15 protein-coding genes, 2 tRNA genes and 1 pseudogene are annotated in these 20,100 nt (G+C 29.6%); 7 read left to right on the forward strand and 11 right to left on the reverse strand.

Annotation, left to right across the window (positions count from 1 at the left end; genetic code table 11):
* Window positions 1-435, reverse strand: a pseudogene (locus X924_RS07055) (hypothetical protein); the annotation flags it as partial.
* 241 nt (window positions 436-676) lie between these two features.
* On the opposite strand from X924_RS07055, the gene X924_RS07060 reads away from it, so the two are divergent.
* From X924_RS07060 to X924_RS07070, 4 genes are all read left to right on the forward strand, one after another.
* A complete protein-coding gene (locus X924_RS07060; protein WP_146255681.1) occupies window positions 677-997 on the forward strand; it encodes a hypothetical protein in 321 nt (106 codons plus the stop codon).
* Window positions 998-1,307: 310 nt separating this feature from the next.
* On the forward strand, window positions 1,308-1,451 hold the full coding sequence (locus X924_RS10165; protein ID WP_158245345.1) for a hypothetical protein: 144 nt from the start codon (window positions 1,308-1,310) through the stop codon (window positions 1,449-1,451).
* 951 nt (window positions 1,452-2,402) lie between these two features.
* The gene (locus X924_RS07065; RefSeq protein ID WP_121958232.1) at window positions 2,403-3,296 is read left to right on the forward strand and encodes an alpha/beta fold hydrolase; all 894 of its coding nucleotides are present in this window, start codon (window positions 2,403-2,405) and stop codon (window positions 3,294-3,296) included.
* A 279-nt stretch (window positions 3,297-3,575) separates the two neighbouring features.
* Entirely contained in the window at window positions 3,576-4,217 is a 642-nt protein-coding gene (locus tag X924_RS07070) for an FMN-binding protein (protein WP_121958233.1), read from the forward strand.
* Window positions 4,218-4,260: 43 nt separating this feature from the next.
* On the opposite strand, the gene trpA is transcribed toward X924_RS07070, so the two are convergent.
* From trpA to X924_RS07110, 8 genes are all read right to left on the reverse strand, one after another.
* On the reverse strand, window positions 4,261-5,037 hold the full coding sequence (gene trpA, locus X924_RS07075) for a tryptophan synthase subunit alpha (RefSeq protein ID WP_121958234.1): 777 nt from the start codon (window positions 5,035-5,037) through the stop codon (window positions 4,261-4,263).
* Between the two features lie 536 nt (window positions 5,038-5,573).
* Window positions 5,574-6,749 (reverse strand): tryptophan synthase subunit beta, encoded by a 1,176-nt coding sequence (gene trpB, locus X924_RS07080; protein WP_121958235.1) that lies wholly within the window; start codon window positions 6,747-6,749, stop codon window positions 5,574-5,576.
* Between the two features lie 18 nt (window positions 6,750-6,767).
* Window positions 6,768-7,388 carry a phosphoribosylanthranilate isomerase gene (locus X924_RS07085; protein WP_121958236.1) on the reverse strand — a complete coding sequence of 207 codons (621 nt, stop codon included), beginning with the start codon at window positions 7,386-7,388 and terminating at the stop codon, window positions 6,768-6,770.
* Window positions 7,381-8,145 (reverse strand): indole-3-glycerol phosphate synthase TrpC, encoded by a 765-nt coding sequence (gene trpC, locus X924_RS07090; protein WP_121958237.1) that lies wholly within the window; start codon window positions 8,143-8,145, stop codon window positions 7,381-7,383. The genes X924_RS07085 and trpC overlap by 8 nt, the downstream gene beginning before the upstream one ends.
* Window positions 8,146-8,726: 581 nt before the next feature.
* Window positions 8,727-9,764, reverse strand: coding sequence for an anthranilate phosphoribosyltransferase (trpD, locus tag X924_RS07095; protein ID WP_121958238.1), 1,038 nt, complete (start codon window positions 9,762-9,764; stop codon window positions 8,727-8,729).
* Complete coding sequence (locus X924_RS07100) at window positions 9,757-10,341, reverse strand: aminodeoxychorismate/anthranilate synthase component II (protein ID WP_121958239.1); 585 nt, start codon at window positions 10,339-10,341, stop codon at window positions 9,757-9,759. Before X924_RS07100 ends, trpD begins: the two co-directional genes overlap by 8 nt.
* A gap of 34 nt (window positions 10,342-10,375) precedes the next feature.
* Window positions 10,376-11,899: an anthranilate synthase component I family protein gene (locus X924_RS07105; RefSeq protein ID WP_121958240.1), complete on the reverse strand. Its 1,524-nt coding sequence runs from the start codon at window positions 11,897-11,899 to the stop codon at window positions 10,376-10,378.
* Between the two features lie 585 nt (window positions 11,900-12,484).
* Window positions 12,485-12,910, reverse strand: a complete 426-nt coding sequence (locus X924_RS07110) for a hypothetical protein (protein ID WP_121958241.1) — start codon at window positions 12,908-12,910, stop codon at window positions 12,485-12,487.
* A gap of 337 nt (window positions 12,911-13,247) precedes the next feature.
* Between X924_RS07110 and X924_RS07115 the strand changes: the two genes are divergently transcribed.
* The 3 genes from X924_RS07115 (at window position 13,248) to X924_RS07125 (ending at window position 15,596) form a co-directional block, all read left to right on the forward strand.
* Window positions 13,248-13,324: transfer RNA gene (locus X924_RS07115), tRNA-Thr, on the forward strand.
* Between the two features lie 19 nt (window positions 13,325-13,343).
* A tRNA-Gly gene (locus X924_RS07120) sits at window positions 13,344-13,418 on the forward strand.
* 516 nt (window positions 13,419-13,934) lie between these two features.
* Window positions 13,935-15,596: a nucleoside kinase gene (locus X924_RS07125; protein ID WP_121958242.1), complete on the forward strand. Its 1,662-nt coding sequence runs from the start codon at window positions 13,935-13,937 to the stop codon at window positions 15,594-15,596.
* Window positions 15,597-15,652: 56 nt separating this feature from the next.
* Here the strand turns inward: X924_RS07125 and X924_RS07130 are convergent, their stop codons facing one another.
* Entirely contained in the window at window positions 15,653-18,265 is a 2,613-nt protein-coding gene (locus X924_RS07130; RefSeq protein ID WP_121958243.1) for a sugar ABC transporter permease, read from the reverse strand.
* Window positions 18,265-20,019, reverse strand: coding sequence for an ABC transporter permease subunit (locus X924_RS07135; RefSeq protein ID WP_121958244.1), 1,755 nt, complete (start codon window positions 20,017-20,019; stop codon window positions 18,265-18,267). Before X924_RS07135 ends, X924_RS07130 begins: the two co-directional genes overlap by 1 nt.
* Between the last annotated feature and the right edge of the window lie 81 nt (window positions 20,020-20,100).

The following is a 20,100-nucleotide window of genomic DNA, read 5'->3' on the forward strand; positions in this document are numbered from 1 at the left end:
ACTATGGTATTGACTTTTACAATAATATTCAAGATTGTTGAATATCCCTAACTTGCTTTTTGGTTCTAATATCCTGTTCATTACCATTATTTTCAAAAGCTCTTGTACATCAAACCTTGTCTTTTCATCAATGTTTTTAAAGAATTCATCCATGTCGTACTTTTTAAACAATCTGTCCACTATTACTTTTATCCCGTAATTCTTCTTTTCTGGTTCTTCTTCTATCTCTTCTATCTTTAAACCTTCTTTTATCCCAAATATCTCTTCTAACTTTCTAATTATATTTTCTGCTTCTTTTACACTTATTAAATCAACTCTACCTAAATTAGCTATGATTTTCTGTTTAGTTTTACCGTTTTCTCGATAACTTTCTACTATTCGAAGATACTGTTTACCTTCGTTATTTTTTACAGTTCTAAGAAAGATAAAAATCACCCCTTGACTTCATAATGTCACTTATATTATACCATGAAAACAATTATGAAGTCAACAGAAATAAGAAATTATACATACTAATCATGTCACTACACTTGATTTTTTTTCTCTTCTTTTTTGTTATCAAACCCGCTTTCTACCGTTGGGGTTCCTTCAATTTCCCCTCTTAACTGTCAAAGTCAGGAAACAATGTTGTTAGAGTATGTTATTGCAAGTTATATTGATATTTCTGTATTAAGTCTTGGAAAACCAAATCCTTATTTATTCTTTGATAACTTCTAATCAAGGTCTGAAAAGTTATAAAAATTTATCTGACGAAACAAGTAGAATTTCAGAAATAGAAATGAATTTTTTTGAAGCAGCTTTAGCTTTAGAAGATTATGTAATATATTATGATGCTGAGACACAAAAAAATTTTTTGATTAATATAAGTAATATAAAAGATGATTTTATGAATGAAGCAAGTGAATCGACGGAAATTGTCAATTTAAAAAGTTACGTAGAAACTTATGAAAGCTTGTTTAATTTAGGTAATTTGGTTCAATTCAGGAAAGGCTTATAGATCAAGATTTTACAAATATTTCTAATGATTTAAAACAAGTATTTTGAATGTTAAATATCTTGCTGACAAAAAATTTCTTTCAACTTTAGTTTTTTATTCAGATAGATCAATTGAAATATTAGATAATATTATGCAACTTTCTTTTATATATTTTTCATCATTAGAAGCAAGCAATAAAATAATGTATTTTCTTCTTTTAATGAGCTAAATATTCCATTAGAATTGATTAAAGATGGTATGGTAATAGCAACAGAAGAGCTTAAACAAAGTTTTCAAAACACAAAGAATTTATTTACTAGATTAAATTAATGTGTTCAATCAAATTGTACAAACCATAGAATCCCAAGAGATGATAATACAAGAAACGGAAGAAATGAGAGTAGAAATATTAAACTTATTAGAAGAACAAAGTGCAGAGTTAAAAGTAAAACAAAACACATTAGGACCGGCCTGATCCTATGTTATTGGAGAATAAATAAGAAAATCTCATTTTTTCATAAAAAATAGTTTTTGAATTAAAATAAGAATCTGAATTATTCTCGAACATCTTATTAAATTCATTTTGTGTCATATAATTCAAAGAATCACCTTATTCATAAAAACTTCAGTTGCTGTTGATTTAAATTGAGAACCGTTATCTGTTCTGATTATGAGTTCTTTAGGATTAGCTTTTCTGTATGAACAGCTTTGATGAAATCGTTTTCTTTACCTGTATGTCCTATCTGTGAAGGAACAATCGTTTTATCAAAGCATCAATAATATCCAATAGTGGTTCATATTTTTTTAAAGTTCAAGTTCATCCATTACTATTCTCAGCTGTAATTCTTTTTCAAGAAGAATCTTTTCATAATAACTAAGTTTTCTTTTAAGATAAACAGAATCATTAGAATTGTTATAATCATCAGACCTATCTATACCTGCTGATTCATAAATGATAGGATAAATCTTAGAATAATCAGAAATAATAGATTTAGCTCTACCTTTCTTGACACCAAAAACATAGTCATCATAATTTGATCTTTTGTACTTTTTTATTTTTCATGTTCTCACCCTTGACTTTTATTTTATTATTTCCTTCATTTTTCTCCAATCTATATTTGGAGGGATTATGGGATAAAACAAAAAGTGTAAAGCGTAATCACCCAAATCTGGTTCTCAGTTATTTCTTTTCCAATAACTGGAGATCAGGCTGCATTATCAATCTTTTAATTTTAATTTATAAACTATCCATATGTAAAAAATAAAAATTTTTAAAAATGAGATTTTTGTATCTAAGCAATTTTAATTATTTTGGGTTGTTTATAATTATTCACAACTACTGTTAGTAGTGTTTATATCTTAAATTAAAATTATATATAATAAAGTAAGAAATAATTCATATTTAATTATTTAGGAGGTGTTTTAAATGAACGTAATTTTGAATCAGGTAAATATTCCAAATGGTGAAACTATTGGATACAGATATAGAAAGGGAGGAGAAAAAATCCTTCTATTAATTCATGGAAATATGACTTCTTCAAAACATTGGGATGTTTTTATTGATGCGTTAGATCCTAAATACACCGTTTATGCTCCTGACTTAAGAGGATTTGGAATTTCTACATATAATACTCCAATAAATTCTTTAGATGACTTTAAAGAAGATTTAAAACTTTTTGTTGATGAAATTGGCATTAAAAAGTTTAGTTTGATCGGTTGGTCAACTGGCGGTGGAGTCTGTATGGTTTTTGCAGCAGATTACCCTGAATATGTTGAAAAACTCGTTTTATTGGAATCTGTAGGAACCCGTGGATATCCGATTTTTAAAAAAGATGTTACAGGAAAACCTATAATAGGAGAATTTTTAAAAACGAAAGAAGAAATAGCACAGGATCCCATTCAAGTACTTCCCATTCTCAGTGCATACAAAAATAAAGATAAAGAAATGCTTAAAAGAATATGGGAAGCCACTATATACACCCATAATAAGCCGGATGATGCAAAGTACGAAGAATATCTTGAAGATATGCTAACACAAAGAAACTTAGTTGACGTAGACTACGCTTTAGCAACCTTTAATATAAGTAATGAATTTAACGGTGTTAAACACGGCGATAACAGAGCTTCAAAAATTGAGTGTCCAACATTAATATTGTGGGGAGAAAATGATTTAGTTGTTCCCAAACAGATGGCTCTGGATATTAAAGCAGATATTGGAAATAATGCGACTTTAGTTTATTTGGAAAAGTGTGGCCATTCTCCTTTAATAGATGATTTAGAACAATTAGTGAAAGTTGTGGAGAATTTTTTAGAAAAATAAAAGAAACAAAAGAAGTTATTAATGATGTTGATAGAAACTCAAAAAATTGATTTGGTAATTTCAAATGAATTGCATATTCATTTGAAATTACCTTTTAAAAAATGATATAATTATCATAATTAAATATTTCACTTATATTTAGATATTTTCAGAATAGAATTTAAAAGTTTAAGAGTTCAAATAGGTATCTCAAAAAAATTTAAACTAAGAATATTGATAAAATCTATTTTTTTGAATTTCTAAGGGGAGTAAAAATTTAAAAACATAGGAGGAGAAGGTATGAGTTTGAATAGTAAGGGTGGAATGGTTGTTTCATTTATTTTGGCAGTTGCTTTAGGATTTATAATAGGTTTTTTTGTTGCTGCTCCTTCAATTCATGATAATTTGGTAACTCAAGAACAATTTAATGCATTACAAAAGGACTTAAAAGAAATCGAACAAAAAATAAACGAACTTTCTTTGATTTCGGAGATAATAAAAGAGTTAGAAATGGATATAAAAGCAGAACTTTCTGAAGTTGAGAAGCTTGTGATGGAATATGAAGATGAAGTTCCAGGAAGTTTTAAGGAAATTTTTCCGAATTCTCAATTTAGAAGATTAGAAGAGAATATTTATCAAGTTTATAAAGACGGCAAAACTGTGGGGTATATAGGAATAGGTAGCAAGAAAGGATTCATAGATACCATTAAAGTTGCTGTAGGTTTAAATACCGATGGTACATTAAAAGGAGTTCGTATTATTGAACAAAATGAAACCACAGGTATGGGCGATAAAATAACAGAACGTGAGTTTTTATCGCAATTTGAGGGATTAAATTACAATAATGTAAATGTTGATACGATAACAGGGGCAACGATAAGTAGTAGGACTGTAGAAAGTATAGTTAAAGAGGTTGCACAGAAGCTTAGCGAGTATATTTAAAAGAATAAAAACGGGCTATAAGCCCGTTTTGTATTAATTATAATTACCAAACTTTCAAATTTTTTACAAAACTTCTTAATTCTTCGAACATTTTATCTTTGTTATCTTTATTTTTATCAATAAGTTTTATAATAGCACTTCCAACAATGATTCCGTCTACATAGTCGATTAAAGATTTAACTTTTTCTTGATTGTCTATTCCAAAACCGATAGCTATTGGTATATTAATATATTTTCTGATTTTTTGAATATAATCGTTTATGTATTCAACAGGTCCTTTACTGTCTCCTGTAACTCCCATAAGGGAAACACAATACAAAAATCCCGTTGCATAATTTGAAAGCTTTTTTAATCTTTCTTCAGATGTATTCGGAGCAACCAACAATATTCCGTCTATGTCATTTTCTCTTAACTTTTCATAGAATTCTGGTTCTTCATCAAACGGTAAATCCGGTATTATTACTCCCGAAACGTTGGTACGCTTACAATCTTCCATAAATTTGTCAATTCCATAATTTAAGATAGAATTATAATATCCCATCAACACAATTGGTGTATTGATTCTTCCTTTTAAACTTTCTAATGTATTAAATATCTTAGAGAGATTTACTCCTTTTTTTATTGCCATTTGGCTAGCTTCCTGAATTACTGGACCGTCAGCCAATGGATCAGAAAAAGGAATTCCAATCTCTATTATGTCAACTCCAGCTTTATTAAGTTCAGATATTATTTCTTTTGTGGTTTCTAAATCCGGATTACCGGCAGTTATGTATGTTATAAAAGCTTTTTTATTATTAAAAATTTGTTGAATTTTAAGCATTTTAAACCTCCTAATAATAAATTATATGCTCACTTTAAAAATTCTGAAATTCTTATTATGTGTATGGTTTAGCGTTAATTTTTTTACAAAATACCTCCCCACTTCTAACCATTACTAATTCTTAATTTCTTTAGTTTTTCGGTACTTGTACCGAAGGAAGGGGGAGAGGGCTCCGCCCTGGACCCATTTTAAACTCAAAACTTATTTTCTGAAAAATTATCATTTCTAAAGTCCCTAATAAATTATATGCTCACTTTAGAAATTCCAAAATCCTTATTATCTGTATATTTCAGCGTTGATTTTTTTACAAAATACCTCCCCACTTCTAACCATTACTAATTCTTAATTTCTTTAGTTTTTCGGTACTTGTACCGAAGGAAGGGGGAGAGGGCTCCGCCCTGGACCCATTTTAAATTCAAAACTTATTTTCTGAAAAATTATCATTTCTAAAGTTCCTAATAAATTATATGCTCACTTTAGAAATTCCAAAATTCTAATTTGTAAGAAGGGCTTAATTTGGTCTAAAGTTTTTTAAATTATTTTTTCCTATTTAGGTTTCTGTATGAATCCACATCTTTGTCCCCTCTACCTGAGAGATTAACTACGATTATTTTATTTTTATCTAATTGAGGAGCTAATTTCATAGTATATGCAAGTGCGTGAGCACTTTCAAATGCTGGTATTATGCCTTCAAGCCTTGTTAGTAGTTCAAAAGCTTCTATTGCTTCTTCATCGGTAACTGCCTTGTATATAGCTCTTTTTATTTCATGCAAGTAACTGTGTTCCGGACCTACTCCTGGATAGTCTAATCCAGCTGAAATTGAATAAGCAAGTTGAATTTGACCATCTACATCTTGAAGAACATAAGATTTGCTTCCGTGAAGTACGCCAATTCTTCCTTTAGTCAAAGAAGCAGCATGATATTCTGTTTTTAAGCCCTTTCCAGCGGCTTCCACTCCAATTAATTTTACTTCCTGATTTTCAACAAATGGATAAAATATTCCCATGGCGTTACTGCCACCACCGACGCAGGCTATTATATAATCTGGTAGTCTCCCTTCTTTTTGAATAATTTGTTTTTTTGTTTCATCACCGATTATTCTTTGGAAATTTCTAACTATCATAGGATAAGGATGAGGGCCAACAACGGAACCAATAACATAATGAGTATCTTCAACATTTGTTACCCAATCTCTAATAGCTTCATTTATAGCTTCTTTCAATGTTTGGCTTCCACTATAAACGGGTACAACTTTTGCTCCCAACATTTCCATTTTATAAACATTTAAAGCCTGTCTTTTTATATCTTCTGCTCCCATATATACAATACACTCTAATCCAAATCTTGCCGCTGCAGTTGCAGTTGCAACACCATGTTGGCCCGCCCCCGTTTCTGCAATAATCCTTTTTTTACCCATTTTCTTAGCGAGTAAAACTTGTCCTAAAGCATTATTGATCTTGTGAGCACCTGTGTGGTTTAGATCTTCTCTCTTTAAATATATTTTTGCGCCGTTTAAATATTCAGCCAATCTATCGGCATAGTAAAGCGGCGTTGGTCTTCCACTATAATCAGCCAACAATCCGTTGAACTCTTTTAGGAAATCAGGATTTTTTGAATATTTTTCATATGCTTCCTCTAACTCTTCCAAAGCTGGGATTAGTGTTTCTGGAACGAAACGACCACCATATTGCCCATAATAACCTTTTTTCATCAATTTTCCTCCTCACTTTTAAGTATTTTTGATAATTTCTAATGTCTTTTTTATTAAATTTATATTTTTTTTACCAGGACTTTCTTCAACTTTACTATTTAAATCTATTGCAACTGGGTTTAATTCATTTAATGCTTGAATTACATTATCAGGACCTATACCTCCTGCCAATATAAAGGGCTTATTGATGTTTAATTTTTTGAGAATGTTCCAATCAAAAGTTTTGCCTGTACCTCCTAATTTTTGTTCAACCTTTGTATCAAAAAGAAAGTAATCTACAATCTCTTTTAATTCTTCAACATTTAAGTTGTTTGTTGACGTTTCTTTACTGATTTTTATAGCTTTTATTGTTTTTAATTTGCATCTTTTTATTAAATTTAAATCTTCATTGCCATGAAATTGTACATAATCGAATGCTTTAGAATTTTCTATTGATTCCAATTCCAAAATTGAAGGATTAACTACAACAGCAACTCTATTTATGAAAGGAGGTAGAAAAGATGAAATTTTTATAGCTTCTGAAAGCTTTATTTTTCTTGGACTATCTGAAAGTATAAAACCTAAAGCATGTATATTCAATGAGGAAATTTCCAAAGCATCTTTCAAATTAGTTATTCCACAAATTTTTATTCTAACCATTTTTTATAAACTCCTTCTCAGGGAAAAGTTCTTTTATTTTTTCTGAAGGATCTTTCTCTCTCATAAGTGCTTCTCCTATCAAAACTCCATCCACTCCCAAATTTTTAAGATAAATTATATCATTTCTATCTTTTATCCCACTTTCAGATACTATGTAAAATTCATTTCTTTTTTTTAATTTTTCTAATTTATTTAAAATTTTTTCTGTAGTTGTAATATCGACAGTAAAGTTTTCTAAATTTCTATTATTTATACCAAGAATTTCTGTTTTTGTATCTAATATCTTTTCAAGATCTTCAAAATCATGGATTTCTACTATAGCCTCTAATCTTAATTCATGAGATATTTCTAAAAAAATTTCTATATCTTTTTTACTTAAAATTTTAGCGATTAACAAAACTACATCGGCTCCAAGTAAAAAACTTTCATATATTTGTATAGGATTTATAATAAAATCCTTTCTGAGAATTGGAAGAGTAGTTTTATTTCTCAAATTTTTAAGAATTTCCGGACTTCCTTGAAAATATTTTTTATCAGTAAGTATCGAAATAGCGTCTGCTCCGCCCTCTATATATGCATTCAATTGTTTGCAGGGATCAAAATCTTTTGAGATAATACCTTTACTTGGTGATGATTTTTTAATTTCTGCAATTAACGTTAGATTTTTCTTTTTCAAAGATTCTTTTAAGGAATTTCTTTTTTCGAATAATTTTGAGATTTCTTCTTCTTTTGTTTTTATAATATTTTCTAAATACATAAAAATTCCTCCTTTAATTAACTAATAGACTCATTTTAAAAATTCTAAACTTCATATTTTATAAATATTTCAACTTTTAACTTTTTACAAAATACCTCCGCACTTCTAGTCCTTACTAATTTTTTTATCTTTTTCTGTAGTTGTAGCGAAAGAGAGGGGAGGGCTCCGCCCTGAACCCATTTTAAATTCAAAAGCTTATTTTCTAAAAATTATTGTTTCTAAAGTCCACATTTAATTTCTTTAATCTTTTGATGGTTGTAGCCAAGGGAAGGGGGAGAGGGCTCCGCCCTGGACCCGTTATAAATTCAAAAGCTTATTTTCTAAAAATTATTGTTTCTAAAGTCCACATTTAAATTTTTTAATCTTTTGATACTTGTAGCCAAGGGAAGGGGGAGAGGGCTCCGCCCTGAACCCATTTTAAATTTAAAAGCTTATTTTCTAAAAATTATTGTTTCTAAAGTCCACATTTAATTTCTCTAATCTTTTGATACTTGTAGCCAAGGGAAGGTGGAGAGGGCTTCGCCCTGAACCCATTTTAAATTCAAAAGCTTATTTTTAGAAAATCTTCATTTCTAAAGTACCTAATTAGCAAATTCTTTTTGTAAATATAAAAAATTTGTAAAATCAATCATTTCTTGAAGTTTATTTAATGCTTTTTTGCTATCTATAATTTCTTGAGCCAATTTTATACCTTCTTGAAATGTATTTACTTTGTTAACAACAATAAAAGCTGCTGCTGAGTTTAACAAAACCACATCTCTTTTTGGACCTTTCTCACCATTAAATATGCTTAAAATTATATTTTTGTTTTCTTCTGGACTTCCTCCTCTAATTTCCTCTAAACTGTATTTTCTTAGTCCAACATCTTCAGGAGATATTTCAAATTCTTCTATCTCTTCTCCCTTTAGAAACGCTACTTTGTTTTTACCGGCTAAAGAAAATTCGTCTATTCCTCCAGCTCCATGAACAACCAAAGCTCTTTTAACCCCTAAATTTTTGAGAACTTTTGCAATTGGATAGACGAGGTTAACGTCGTATACGCCCATTAATTGGTACTTTACTTTTGCAGGGTTAGTTAAAGGTCCTAATAGATTAAAAATAGTTCTGATTCCTAACTCTCTTCTTACAGTAGAGGCATATTTTGTAGCTTTGTGAAAATTTGGTGCAAATAAAAAGGCGATATTTATTTCTTTTAGACATTCCTCAATTAACTCATTAGAGAGAGATATATTTATTCCTAATGATTCTAAAACATCTGCGCTACCGCTTTTACTTGAAACTGATCTGTTACCATGTTTGGCAACAGGAACTCCGGAAGCTGCTAATACGAAACCAACAGCAGTAGAAATATTAAAAGTTCCTTTAGCGTCTCCTCCTGTTCCACATGTATCAATAAGATTATCATTTATCAAGTTAAAAGATAGAGCTTTTTCTCTCATAACTCTGGCACTTGCAGTTATTTCTTCGATGGTTTCTCCTTTCATGTTTAATCCAACTAAAAATCCTGCTAATTGACTGTTAGTTACTTTTCCTTCCATAATCATTCTCATAGCATCTTCCATTTCTTCTAAACTCAAATTTTGCTTTTTTATAATTTTTTGTAGATAGTAATTAAACATAGTTCACACTCCTTTTTATATTAAAAAAATTTTCAAATAATTTCAAACCAACAGTAGTAAGTATTGACTCTGGATGAAATTGAAAACCATAAATAGGAAATAATTTATGTTTTATAGCCATAATTTCATCATTTTTTGTAAGAGCTAAAATCTTTAAGTCAAAGGGAAATTTTTCATGAGAAACTATCAAAGAATGATATCTTGTGGCTATAAATGGATTTTCGATATCTTTAAAAATATCATCATCTTCATTAAAAAAGATTTCCGCTGTTTTGCCATGATATATTTCTTTAGCTCTAACTACCTTGCTGCCAAAAGTAGCAGCTATACATTGATGCCCTAAACATATTCCTAATATGGGTATTTTTTCTTTAAAATACTCAATAGATTTCATCGAAATTCCTGCATCATATGGCGTTCCAGGTCCGGGAGATATTACTATGTGAGAAGGATTCAGAGCTTCTATTTTTTTAAGCGTTAATTTATCGTTTCTAAAAACACAAACTTCATCAAATTGGCTTATATACTGATATATGTTGTAAGTAAATGAATCATAATTATCTATTAACAAGATCATTGAGTTACCCCCCTTTTAGAAATTTTTATTTATATCAAAAATTATTAAAAGCCTCTTCTGTAATTCCTATAGCTTTAAATAATGCTTTTGCTTTGTTAAGTGTTTCATAGTATTCTTTTTCAGGATCAGAATAAGAAACTATTCCTGCGCCAGCTTGAATGATCGCCTTATTTTTTTTACATACGATAGTTCTTATAGCAATACTTGTATCCAAATTTCCATTGTGATCAACATAACCAATAGCTCCAGCATATATCTCTCTTGGCTCGTCTTCCAATTCATTGATTATTTCTATCGCACGTATTTTTGGAGCTCCTGAGACAGTACCGGCTGGAAAAACTCTTTTTAATACATCCAATGAACTAATGGTTTCTTTTTTTATTCCTTCTACTTGGGAATAAATATGCATAACATGTGAGTACTTTTCTATGCCAAACAACTTAGTTACTTTGACACTTTTTTCTATGCATACCCTTCCTAAATCATTCCTTGCCAAATCAACTAACATAATATGTTCAGCCTTTTCTTTTTCATCATTCAAGAGTTCTTTTTCTACTTGAAGATCTTTTTCCAAATTTTTATTTCGTGCTTTAGTTCCGGCAAGAGGTCTTGTAATAACTTTGTTTTGTTCAACTTTTACAAGCATTTCAGGAGAGGTTCCAAAGATTTGAACTTCAGGAGTATTTATATAAAACATGTAGGGTGATGGGTTCATTATTCTTAATGCTTTATATATTTCAAAAGAATTTGAAGTTAATTCGATAGAAAATTTTTGAGATAAAACTATTTGAAAAGCATCCCCAGAGTTAATATAATCTTTTGCTTTGCATACTTTATCTAAGAATTCATTTTTTTTAGTATGAAAAATAAGGTTTTCAACTGAGGTATAATTTGAAGAATTGATAAATATAAAATTCGAATCTTTTTCTTTTTCAAAAGAATCAAGTAATAATTTAATATTCTTTTCCATTTGAGTTATTTCAAAATTTGCTTCTAACAATTCCTTTTGAAAATTTTTGTCTTTAGTTAAATAAACACAATTAACAACATGAATTAATCTTTCACTATGATCAATAATTAAAGAAACTTTTGGAAGAATCATGGTTGTTAGAGGTAGATCACCATATTTTATTTTTTTACCTTTATTTTTATGGTAGATATCTTCCCAAAAGTCAATCATTTCATATCCAAAATACCCAACAAAACTACAATAAAAGTCAGGGATGTTCGGTAAAATAGGTCCCTTTATATAATTCAATTCTTTTTTTAAGTATTCTATTGGTTCCTGATCTATAAGATATTGATTACTGGAAGTATGAGCTTGGATTATAAGGGAAAAATGATCATATTTGTCTTTTTCAAATTTAATAATTTTTTCTGGAATAATCCCAATAAAAGAAAATATTTTTTCTTTAAACCTTATATTTTCAAGAATAAAAGAATATTCAAACATTTGCGCTAGGCCTTCATAAAGAAGAGCAGGATCTATGGCTTTGTATTTAATAGTTTTAATAATAGGTAAAACATTGTATTTGTTATAATTTGTAATAGTTTTCATGTTTTCCTCCCGTTTATAAAGTTTTATACCTACTTTAGAAATTCCAAAACCTAAGTTTTACCAATCTTTTAGTTTTAAATTTTTTTCAAAAATACCTCCATAGCTCTAATCTTCGCTAATTCTTAATTCTTTTAACTTTTTCGGTACTTGTACCGAAGGAGGGGAGGGGGGCTCCGCCCTGAACCCACTTTAAATTCAAATGCTTATTTTCTGAAAAATTATCTTTTCTAAAGTCTCTAATAAAGTTTTACTCAATTTAGAAATTCTAAAACCTTCATTTTAAGCGAACATTCAAAATGCCCTTTTTATAAATAAAAAGAGGTTCTTCGCCCTTTTTAAGGAGGAAGAACCTCTACAAATAAAAAGGGCATCCTTTAGAGGGATGCCCTTTTATTAATAAAAAGCAAACAACGCAGTGGCATCCCTATTAAAGATGCCACCACCAATTTCTTGTATTAACAATATTTTTATTTTTTTCTACAAAATCAATCTTAGTTATCTTTTCTTTTTTCATTTCTAAACCTCAGATTAAATTTTTAATATTATATCACCTTTTTCAAAATTTGTCAAACAACTAATAACTTTTTAAAACTTATATGCGAAACCTAAACCACCACCGATGTTGAATTTAAAATCTGGTATAATGCCAATTCCTGGAGCCACTTCTAAAAAGACAACAATAGGTACCTGCGGGAAATCGTAATTAAATGAAAATGGGAATCTCAATCCTACATTAAAACTTTCTTCTCTTACTCTTGCAACGGCTCCTAAACCATAATGAAAATCAATTCCTTGCAACAAATTAGGATAAATCCAGTTGTAATCTCCATACAAATCGAAAGAATTGTGAGAAAAAGACCATGCTGCGGTAAATCCAATGTGATTGTTTCCCATATAATTTCTTACATAAAGGCCTGTTGGTTCTCCCACTTTAATACCTACAGCAAGTGGAGCTGAAAATATCGAAACAACTAAAACAAGTATTCCTACCATGATCGCTATCTTTTTCATGTTAAAACCCCCTTTTCAGTTTTGTATACTTCTAATAAGTAAAATAAATTTAGAAAATTATATGTCAAAAAAATTATAGCAAATTATGTATCTTCTGTCAAATTTTATAAAAGTTAAAAATAATTTAAATTTCTTTAAAAGGTGTATAGTTAAATATATTATATGATTTTTACATTAAAAATTAATGAAATAGCTTTGTTTTTCATAAGTATTTTTAAAAGCAGATTAATGGATTTAAACATAAGTAATAATATAAAGAACATTGTAATGAATAAAATCTTGACGGTAATGATTAAATATAGTATAATTTATATGATTATGTTGAATATAGTTAATTGCAGGTGTAGCTTCAGTCGGTAGAGCGCCGCCTTGGTAAGGCGGAGGTCATGGGTTCGAGCCCCATCACCTGCTCCATTATGTATTAGTTGAAAATGCGGATATAGCTCAGCGGTAGAGCACTTGCTTGCCAAGCAAGGGGTCGCGGGTTCGAATCCCGTTATCCGCTCCATAGCCCGGGGTAGACCCGGGTTTTTATTCTTTTTTCTTGTCACAAGTCAAAAGGAGCCACGAAACTCAATAAGTAAATTATTTATTAGAAACTTTAGAAATGGGAGTTTTCCAAAAATGAGAATTTGAATTTATAACGGGTCCAGGGTGAAGCCCTCTCTTCTTCGGTACAAGTACCCAAAAAGTTAAAAAAATTCAGAATTAGTGAGGATTAGAAGCGGGAAGGTATTTTGTAAAAAATCAATTCTAAAACATATATATAATAAGGATTTTGGGATTTCTAAAGTAAGTATTAGAAATAAATTAGGTACTTTAGAAATGATAATTTTCAGAAAATAAGCTTTTGAATTTATAACGGATCCAGGGCGGAGCCCCCTCTCCTTCGGTACAAGTATCGAAGAAGTTAAAGAAATAGAGAATTGGTCAAAATTAGAATTCAAAACATTTAATAGGAGTTTCATATTTTCTAAAGATATTATATTATTTATAGAAATTTATAGAAAGGAGATTTTGATAAATGAAATATCAGTTAAAAGATGTTGAAACGGGAGAAATTTATGAAGCCGATGAAAATACAAAGTATATAGAATTAGCAAAAGAATATGAAAAGAGAACAGGTAAGATAGTTTTATATGTAAAAGTAAATAATGATATAAAAGAACTTTTTGCCAAAGTTTCAAAAAACGGAAATATTCAGTTTTGTGATATTCAAACGCCTGATGGGGTTAGAATATATAGAAGAGGTTTGTTTTTTATATTTTATATAGCTTTGAAAGAAATTAATCCTAAAGACAAATTATACGTTAATAATACTTTAAGTGATGCAATGTACTGTGAATTAAAATTAGGGGAACCTTCTGAGGAGTATTTGAGTTGTTTGGAAAATAAAATGCGGGATATTGTGGAACAAAATATTGTTTTTGAAAAGAAAACCATTGATAAATTTGATGCGATAGAAATGTTTAAAAGAATTGGAGAAGAAGATAAGGCTTTACTCTTTAAATATAGAAAAAAAAGCACAGTTAATATATACTTTGCAGGGAAATATTTTAATTATTTTTATGGATATTTACCATACTCAACAGGTTATTTAGAAAAATTCAAATTAAAAAAAGTTGAAAAAGGTTTTGTCATTCTTCATCCTACAGAAAAATCTCCCAATGAAGTTCCCGAATATATACATTCTCCAAAGTTGTTTGCTACATTCGAAGAATATAAAAACTGGCTTGATATAATGGACATAGAAACAGTTGGTGAACTTAATTTACTTATTTCTAAGGGTCCTGAAAGTGTGAGAGAAATTATAAGAGTTTCAGAAGCTTTACATGAAAAAAAGTACGCTCAAATTGCTGATGAAATAGTAAAAAGGGAAAAGATAAGATTAATAACTATAGCGGGACCTTCATCTTCAGGTAAAACAACGAGTGCTAAAAGAGTAGCTCTTCAATTAAAGGTTCATGGATTAAAACCACTTTCTATCTCTTTAGACGATTTTTTCCTTGAAAGAGAAAAAACCCCTCGTGATGAGGATGGCAATTATGATTTTGAATCAATAAATGCGTTAGATTTAGACTTGTTTAATAGAATTATGAAAGATTTAATAGAGGGAAAGGAAGTAATATTACCCAAGTTTGATTTTAGAACAGGCACAAGATCATGGCAAGATAAACCACTAAGGATTGACCAAAATCATCCAGTTATTATTGAAGGAATTCATGGATTAAATGAAGCTCTTACTTCGGCTATTCCTAAGGATAAAAAATTTAAAATTTATGTGAGCTCATTAACTCAAATGAACTTAGATAGTATGGATAGAATTCCAACGACTGATACAAGGCTTATTAGAAGAATAGTTAGAGATTATCGTTTTAGAGGATATTCTGCAGAAAGTACTTTAAAAATGTGGCCTTCTGTTGTAAAAGGTGAACATAGAAATATATTTCCTTATCAAGAAGAAGCTGATGTTATGTTCAATTCACATTTGGTATATGAATTAGCAGTTTTAAAAAATTTTGCGGAACCGCTATTATTATCAATTGATAACTCTATTCCTGAATATACTGAAGCTAAAAGGTTATTGAGATTTTTAGATTATTTTCTACCTATTACGGAATTAGACGAAATCCCAAGAACTTCAATAATAAGAGAATTTATTGGTAATAGTTCTTTCAAATATTAGCATTAAAAAATATCGGTTCAATAAGAACCGATATTTTTTAAATTACTTTAATTTCTTTAACCTTTTACGGAACCCTGCGTTAGTCCTCCTATTATCCATCTTTGGAGACATAAGAATAAAATAACCATAGGAATAGCACCTAATAAAGAAGCTGCTGTAAACAATCCCCATTCCGTTTCATATGGACCTGTTGAAAAAGTTTGTAATCCAACAGCATATGTGTAATTGGATTCACTTTGCAAAATAATTCTTGCAATAACGAATTCGTTGAATATATTCATGAAAGTTAGTATCATAACAACAGCAACTATCGGTAAAGACAAAGGAAGTACAATTCTCCAAAATGTTTGAAATCTTGTTGCACCGTCTATCATAGCTGATTCTTCTAATGAATCAGGAATCGTGTCGTAATAACCTTTAAACAACCACATATTATAGGCGACGTTTCCCATATATGCAAAGATCAATCCATCTAAGGAATCTAATCCAAGAATTCCAAAGTAGTCTCCCATAAATTTTAAAATGCCATATATAGCTATCATGAACATAACTCCCGGAAACATTTGAATTATCATTAAAAAGAATAGACCTTGTTGTCTTCCTGCAAATCTCATTCTTGAAAAAGGATATGCTCCTATTGATGTCATAAGAACGGTTAATACGGCTACAGTACCAGCTACGATGATAGAATTTAGTAACCACCTCATGAAAGGCTTTCTTATTTTTGCTGACCAATCTTGTTGCAATAAATAAAGACTTTTATCGATCTCTCTAAGCTTATTTTTTAATTCTTTATATGGAGTGGTATTTGATAAGTTGCTGACTAATCTTGATGCTCGTGCAATATCAGCCGAAGCACTTCCATATTGTGTATTATATAGATTTTGCATTTCAACAAGAGGTAATATTCTCGCTGTAGTTCCTCCAAAATTTAAATTCAGATATTCTTTTAGATTGTTTTTGTACATGTTTAAATTACTGTTCATTTTATTTTGAATTTCTAAAAGTTTTTCTCTTCCTTGCTCAAACCGTTGAATTGACTCTGTAAAATTGTTATACCAGTTCATTAAAGCGTATCTATTTAAAGCAGGTCTAAAATAAGTATAATACCTTGAGTTCATGAACGAAGCATAGTTTGTTGCCTCAAAGTTATTGGTTATTTCTTGAGCAGCTACCTCCAAAGTTACTAATAAATAAGGAATATTCTCAATTTTTGATATTTTATTAATAATATCTGTGCTATTCTCCATTATAATGTTTAACGATTCATGGATTTCGTTTCTTTGTTCTCTTAATATTTCAATTTGATTACTGTATTTTACAAGTTGCTCCATATTTTCATTATATAAAGTACTTAAAGAAACTAATTCATCTGAAGAGACTGACATTTTTATAGTTGATGTCTTTATAGCCTGATAAGCAGCCGATATTTCGGTTAAATCTTTTATAGCAAAAACTTTTTGAAAATTATCGTTGAGAAATTTATAAACCTCACTATATAGTTCCAAAGTCTCTACAAACCCATTTTGAATAAAAGTATCGATAGAATTTAAGTTATCATAAGATACAGACATTATGCTTGCAAATTTTTGAACCGTCTCATAGAAAAGTTTATCTTCTCCAAATAAAGGTTCTTTACCTTGCACATTTTCATAATTATAATTTTTTAAAATTAAATAAGAAGATTCCACTCTTTCTTTTTCCATCATAAAAATTTCAGCAATGGCAGTCAAACTTGTGAATAGTTTACTATTTTGTTGCCACAGAGAAGATTGTTGTGCACTAATTTGTGAAATTTGTGAATTGATATTTGAAAGTTGGGTTTGATAATTAGATATCTGATTAAATGTTTCACCATAAATGTTGTTTGCCTGAGTTTGAATATTTTGCTTGAATTTTTCAATTTGCTCTTCTATTTGTTTCCATTTTTCTTCTAATAATAAAATATCTTCTCCGTAACTTTCTGCTTCTGGTTCTTCATTTATCCATCTTCTGTATGTTCTAACTCTCCAAGTTGAGGTTTTTAATGGAATTTGAAGTAAAGTATTCATTGTTTCTAAGTAATAGGTACTTTCTTTATTCAACGAACTATTTTCAAGTGATTTTAATAGTTCTTTTCTTTCTAAAAAATATTCATTTATTAAAGATTGTAATTCTGAAATCTCAACATTTATGCCAAGATCTGAGGCTAAAGCAAGTGTGTTATTTAATTCCTCTTGCAGTAAATTATAATCTTCTTCTCTTAATTTATTAATATCAGCATATATTTTGTCTTTATATGTGTTTTCATATAGAGATAAGGCATCTAAATAAGCCTTTTCGACACTTTCAAAATTTTGGATCGTTTTTGAAAAATAATCCTCTAATTGGTCTATATAATTATTAGAAATTTTAATAGCTTCTTCTACTGTTATGTCACTATATTTTCCTATATAAGAGCTGATAGCGTTTAATTCGTTTATTATTTCAGGCACATTTGGCGTTTGCAATATTAAATCTTTATAATTGTTCAAAGTAACTCTGTTTGAAAAGAGATTAGGTGAGAATGCTGCATTATCCCTTCTTATGGATGTTGATATCAACCACACTAAAGGAAAAAGTATTATTATTACACAAATTATCATTATTACGTGTCTTAATGTATAATTCTTCTTTTCTATCATAGCCATTATCTACTCACCTCTTCAAAGGAACCTGAGAATTTAAAATTAAAATAACTAAATACGGCTATGATGGCAAATATTAAAATGGAAATAGCTGATGCAAATCCAAAATCTTGTCCTTGCGAGCCTTCAAATGCAAGTTTATAGACATAAGAAATTAATATATCTGTTGATCCTGCAGGTGTATTTGTTCCAACCATAGCAGGGCCTCCTCCAGTTAAAAGATATATGTTTGTAAAGTTATTAAAGTTGAAAGCAAAACTCATTACAAGTAAAGGAGCAACTGCTACCATCAGCAAAGGAAAAGTAATTTGTCTAAATTGTTTCCATCTTGATGCTCCATCTATAACCGCAGCTTCATAAAGCTCACTTGGTATACTTTGTAAAGAACCAAGCGTTATTGTCATCATATATGGAAATCCTAACCATGTATTAGCTATCAACACCGAAACTTTTGCCCAAAATGGATCATTTAGCCATTTAACAGGACTTATTCCCAAATTTCCGAGTATAAATCTATTTATTATTCCATAGGTTTCGTTGAAAAAACCATTTCTCCACACTAATACCGATATAAAAGCAGGAATTGCCCAAGGAATTATCAATAATGTCCTGTATATAATCCTTCCTTTAAATTTTGTATCATTTAATAACATAGCAAATATTAACCCTATAATAAATGTAAATAGTACACTTAAGGCTGCATATGCAAAAGTCCAACCAAATATTTTAAAAAATGGTCCTGAAATTCTTGGATCAGTAATAATCTTTGAAAAATTTTCTCCCCCCACATAACTTTTGTACCCTATAAGCCTAACTAGCTTACCATTCTCATTGTAATCCCAAAAAGCCGAATCTCTTTCTATAAGTTCTTTATTAGTTAAAGTGTTTACAACTACAGTTTTGTATATTTCTCTTTCTCCATTTATTATAACTTTTACAGCAGTATCATAAACTCTATACGCTTCCCCAAATTTTCTAAAAACAGAAGCACTTGAAAGTCTAAAGTTTTGATCTCCAAGTTTCAAATTTAATGATTTTATATAATTTTGTCTTAAAACTGAGTTGTAGAATGCAGAATTCGTAAAGGTAGTGGAATCTGTAGGAGAATAAAAATAGGTGTATCTAACATCTCCATTTTTTTCGATTGCGATTATATGATCATACCCTTTATCACTTGCACTCTCTGCAGGCCTTATTATTTCATAAATATTTCCGTCAATTTCTGATATATTGTTATTTACTACAAATAATTCTGATTCAGTATATATTAAGTTTCCAGTGGAATCATACTCCAAAATAGTTGGTTTTTCAGCTAAATACATTTCATCTTCATCGTATAATAAAAGTAAAAAGTCTTCAGTAGGTCTATATTGTGCATCGTATCTCACAAATACTTTAAAGTCATATGTTTTTGCATCTTCTGGTTCAAAATAATAAGTAGGATCTTTTAATAAAGTATCTATAGCGTTAGTTCTGGTAAATAAATGTCCAGTTCCATAGTTCGTAAAAGCGGTATCTATTGTGTAATATATAGGATATATTGTCAAAATAAATAGAAAAAATAAAGCAGGTAAGGTGTATCTATAAGGATAAGCTTTTTTAGAAAATATAGCCCAGTCTGTTAAGACAAGAAAAGCACTTATTACTATACCTAATCCATAGTTTGCAAGAAGGAATAGGACGATAATAGCCCATACTAAAAGGGCATTCAATACGCTTATAATAGTCCATATTAAAAAGATTTTAACACCTTTCATTTCAATCCTCCTTGAGTTTGATAATATACTCACTTTAGAAATTCCAAAACCTAAGTTTTGCCAATATTTTAGTTTTAATTT

The organism is Petrotoga sp. 9PWA.NaAc.5.4, from assembly GCF_002895485.1.
Classification (GTDB): Bacteria; Thermotogota; Thermotogae; order Petrotogales; family Petrotogaceae; genus AZRK01.

Bases quoted from the DNA above. Each gene is read 5' to 3' on its own strand.
- X924_RS07110 (WP_121958241.1), bottom strand. From the start codon at position 12,910: ATGAAAAAGATAGCGATCATGGTAGGAATACTTGTTTTAGTTGTTTCG.
- X924_RS07130 (WP_121958243.1), bottom strand. From the start codon at position 18,265: ATGGCTATGATAGAAAAGAAGAATTATACATTAAGACACGTAATAATG.
- X924_RS07065 (WP_121958232.1), top strand. From the start codon at position 2,403: ATGAACGTAATTTTGAATCAGGTAAATATTCCAAATGGTGAAACTATT.
- trpC (WP_121958237.1), bottom strand. From the start codon at position 8,145: ATGTATTTAGAAAATATTATAAAAACAAAAGAAGAAGAAATCTCAAAA.
- X924_RS07085 (WP_121958236.1), bottom strand. From the start codon at position 7,388: ATGGTTAGAATAAAAATTTGTGGAATAACTAATTTGAAAGATGCTTTG.
- trpB (WP_121958235.1), bottom strand. From the start codon at position 6,749: ATGAAAAAAGGTTATTATGGGCAATATGGTGGTCGTTTCGTTCCAGAA.
- X924_RS07070 (WP_121958233.1), top strand. From the start codon at position 3,576: ATGAGTTTGAATAGTAAGGGTGGAATGGTTGTTTCATTTATTTTGGCA.
- trpD (WP_121958238.1), bottom strand. From the start codon at position 9,764: ATGTTTAATTACTATCTACAAAAAATTATAAAAAAGCAAAATTTGAGT.
- trpA (WP_121958234.1), bottom strand. From the start codon at position 5,037: ATGCTTAAAATTCAACAAATTTTTAATAATAAAAAAGCTTTTATAACA.
- X924_RS07105 (WP_121958240.1), bottom strand. From the start codon at position 11,899: ATGAAAACTATTACAAATTATAACAAATACAATGTTTTACCTATTATT.
- X924_RS07125 (WP_121958242.1), top strand. From the start codon at position 13,935: ATGAAATATCAGTTAAAAGATGTTGAAACGGGAGAAATTTATGAAGCC.
- X924_RS07100 (WP_121958239.1), bottom strand. From the start codon at position 10,341: ATGATCTTGTTAATAGATAATTATGATTCATTTACTTACAACATATAT.
- X924_RS07135 (WP_121958244.1), bottom strand. From the start codon at position 20,019: ATGAAAGGTGTTAAAATCTTTTTAATATGGACTATTATAAGCGTATTG.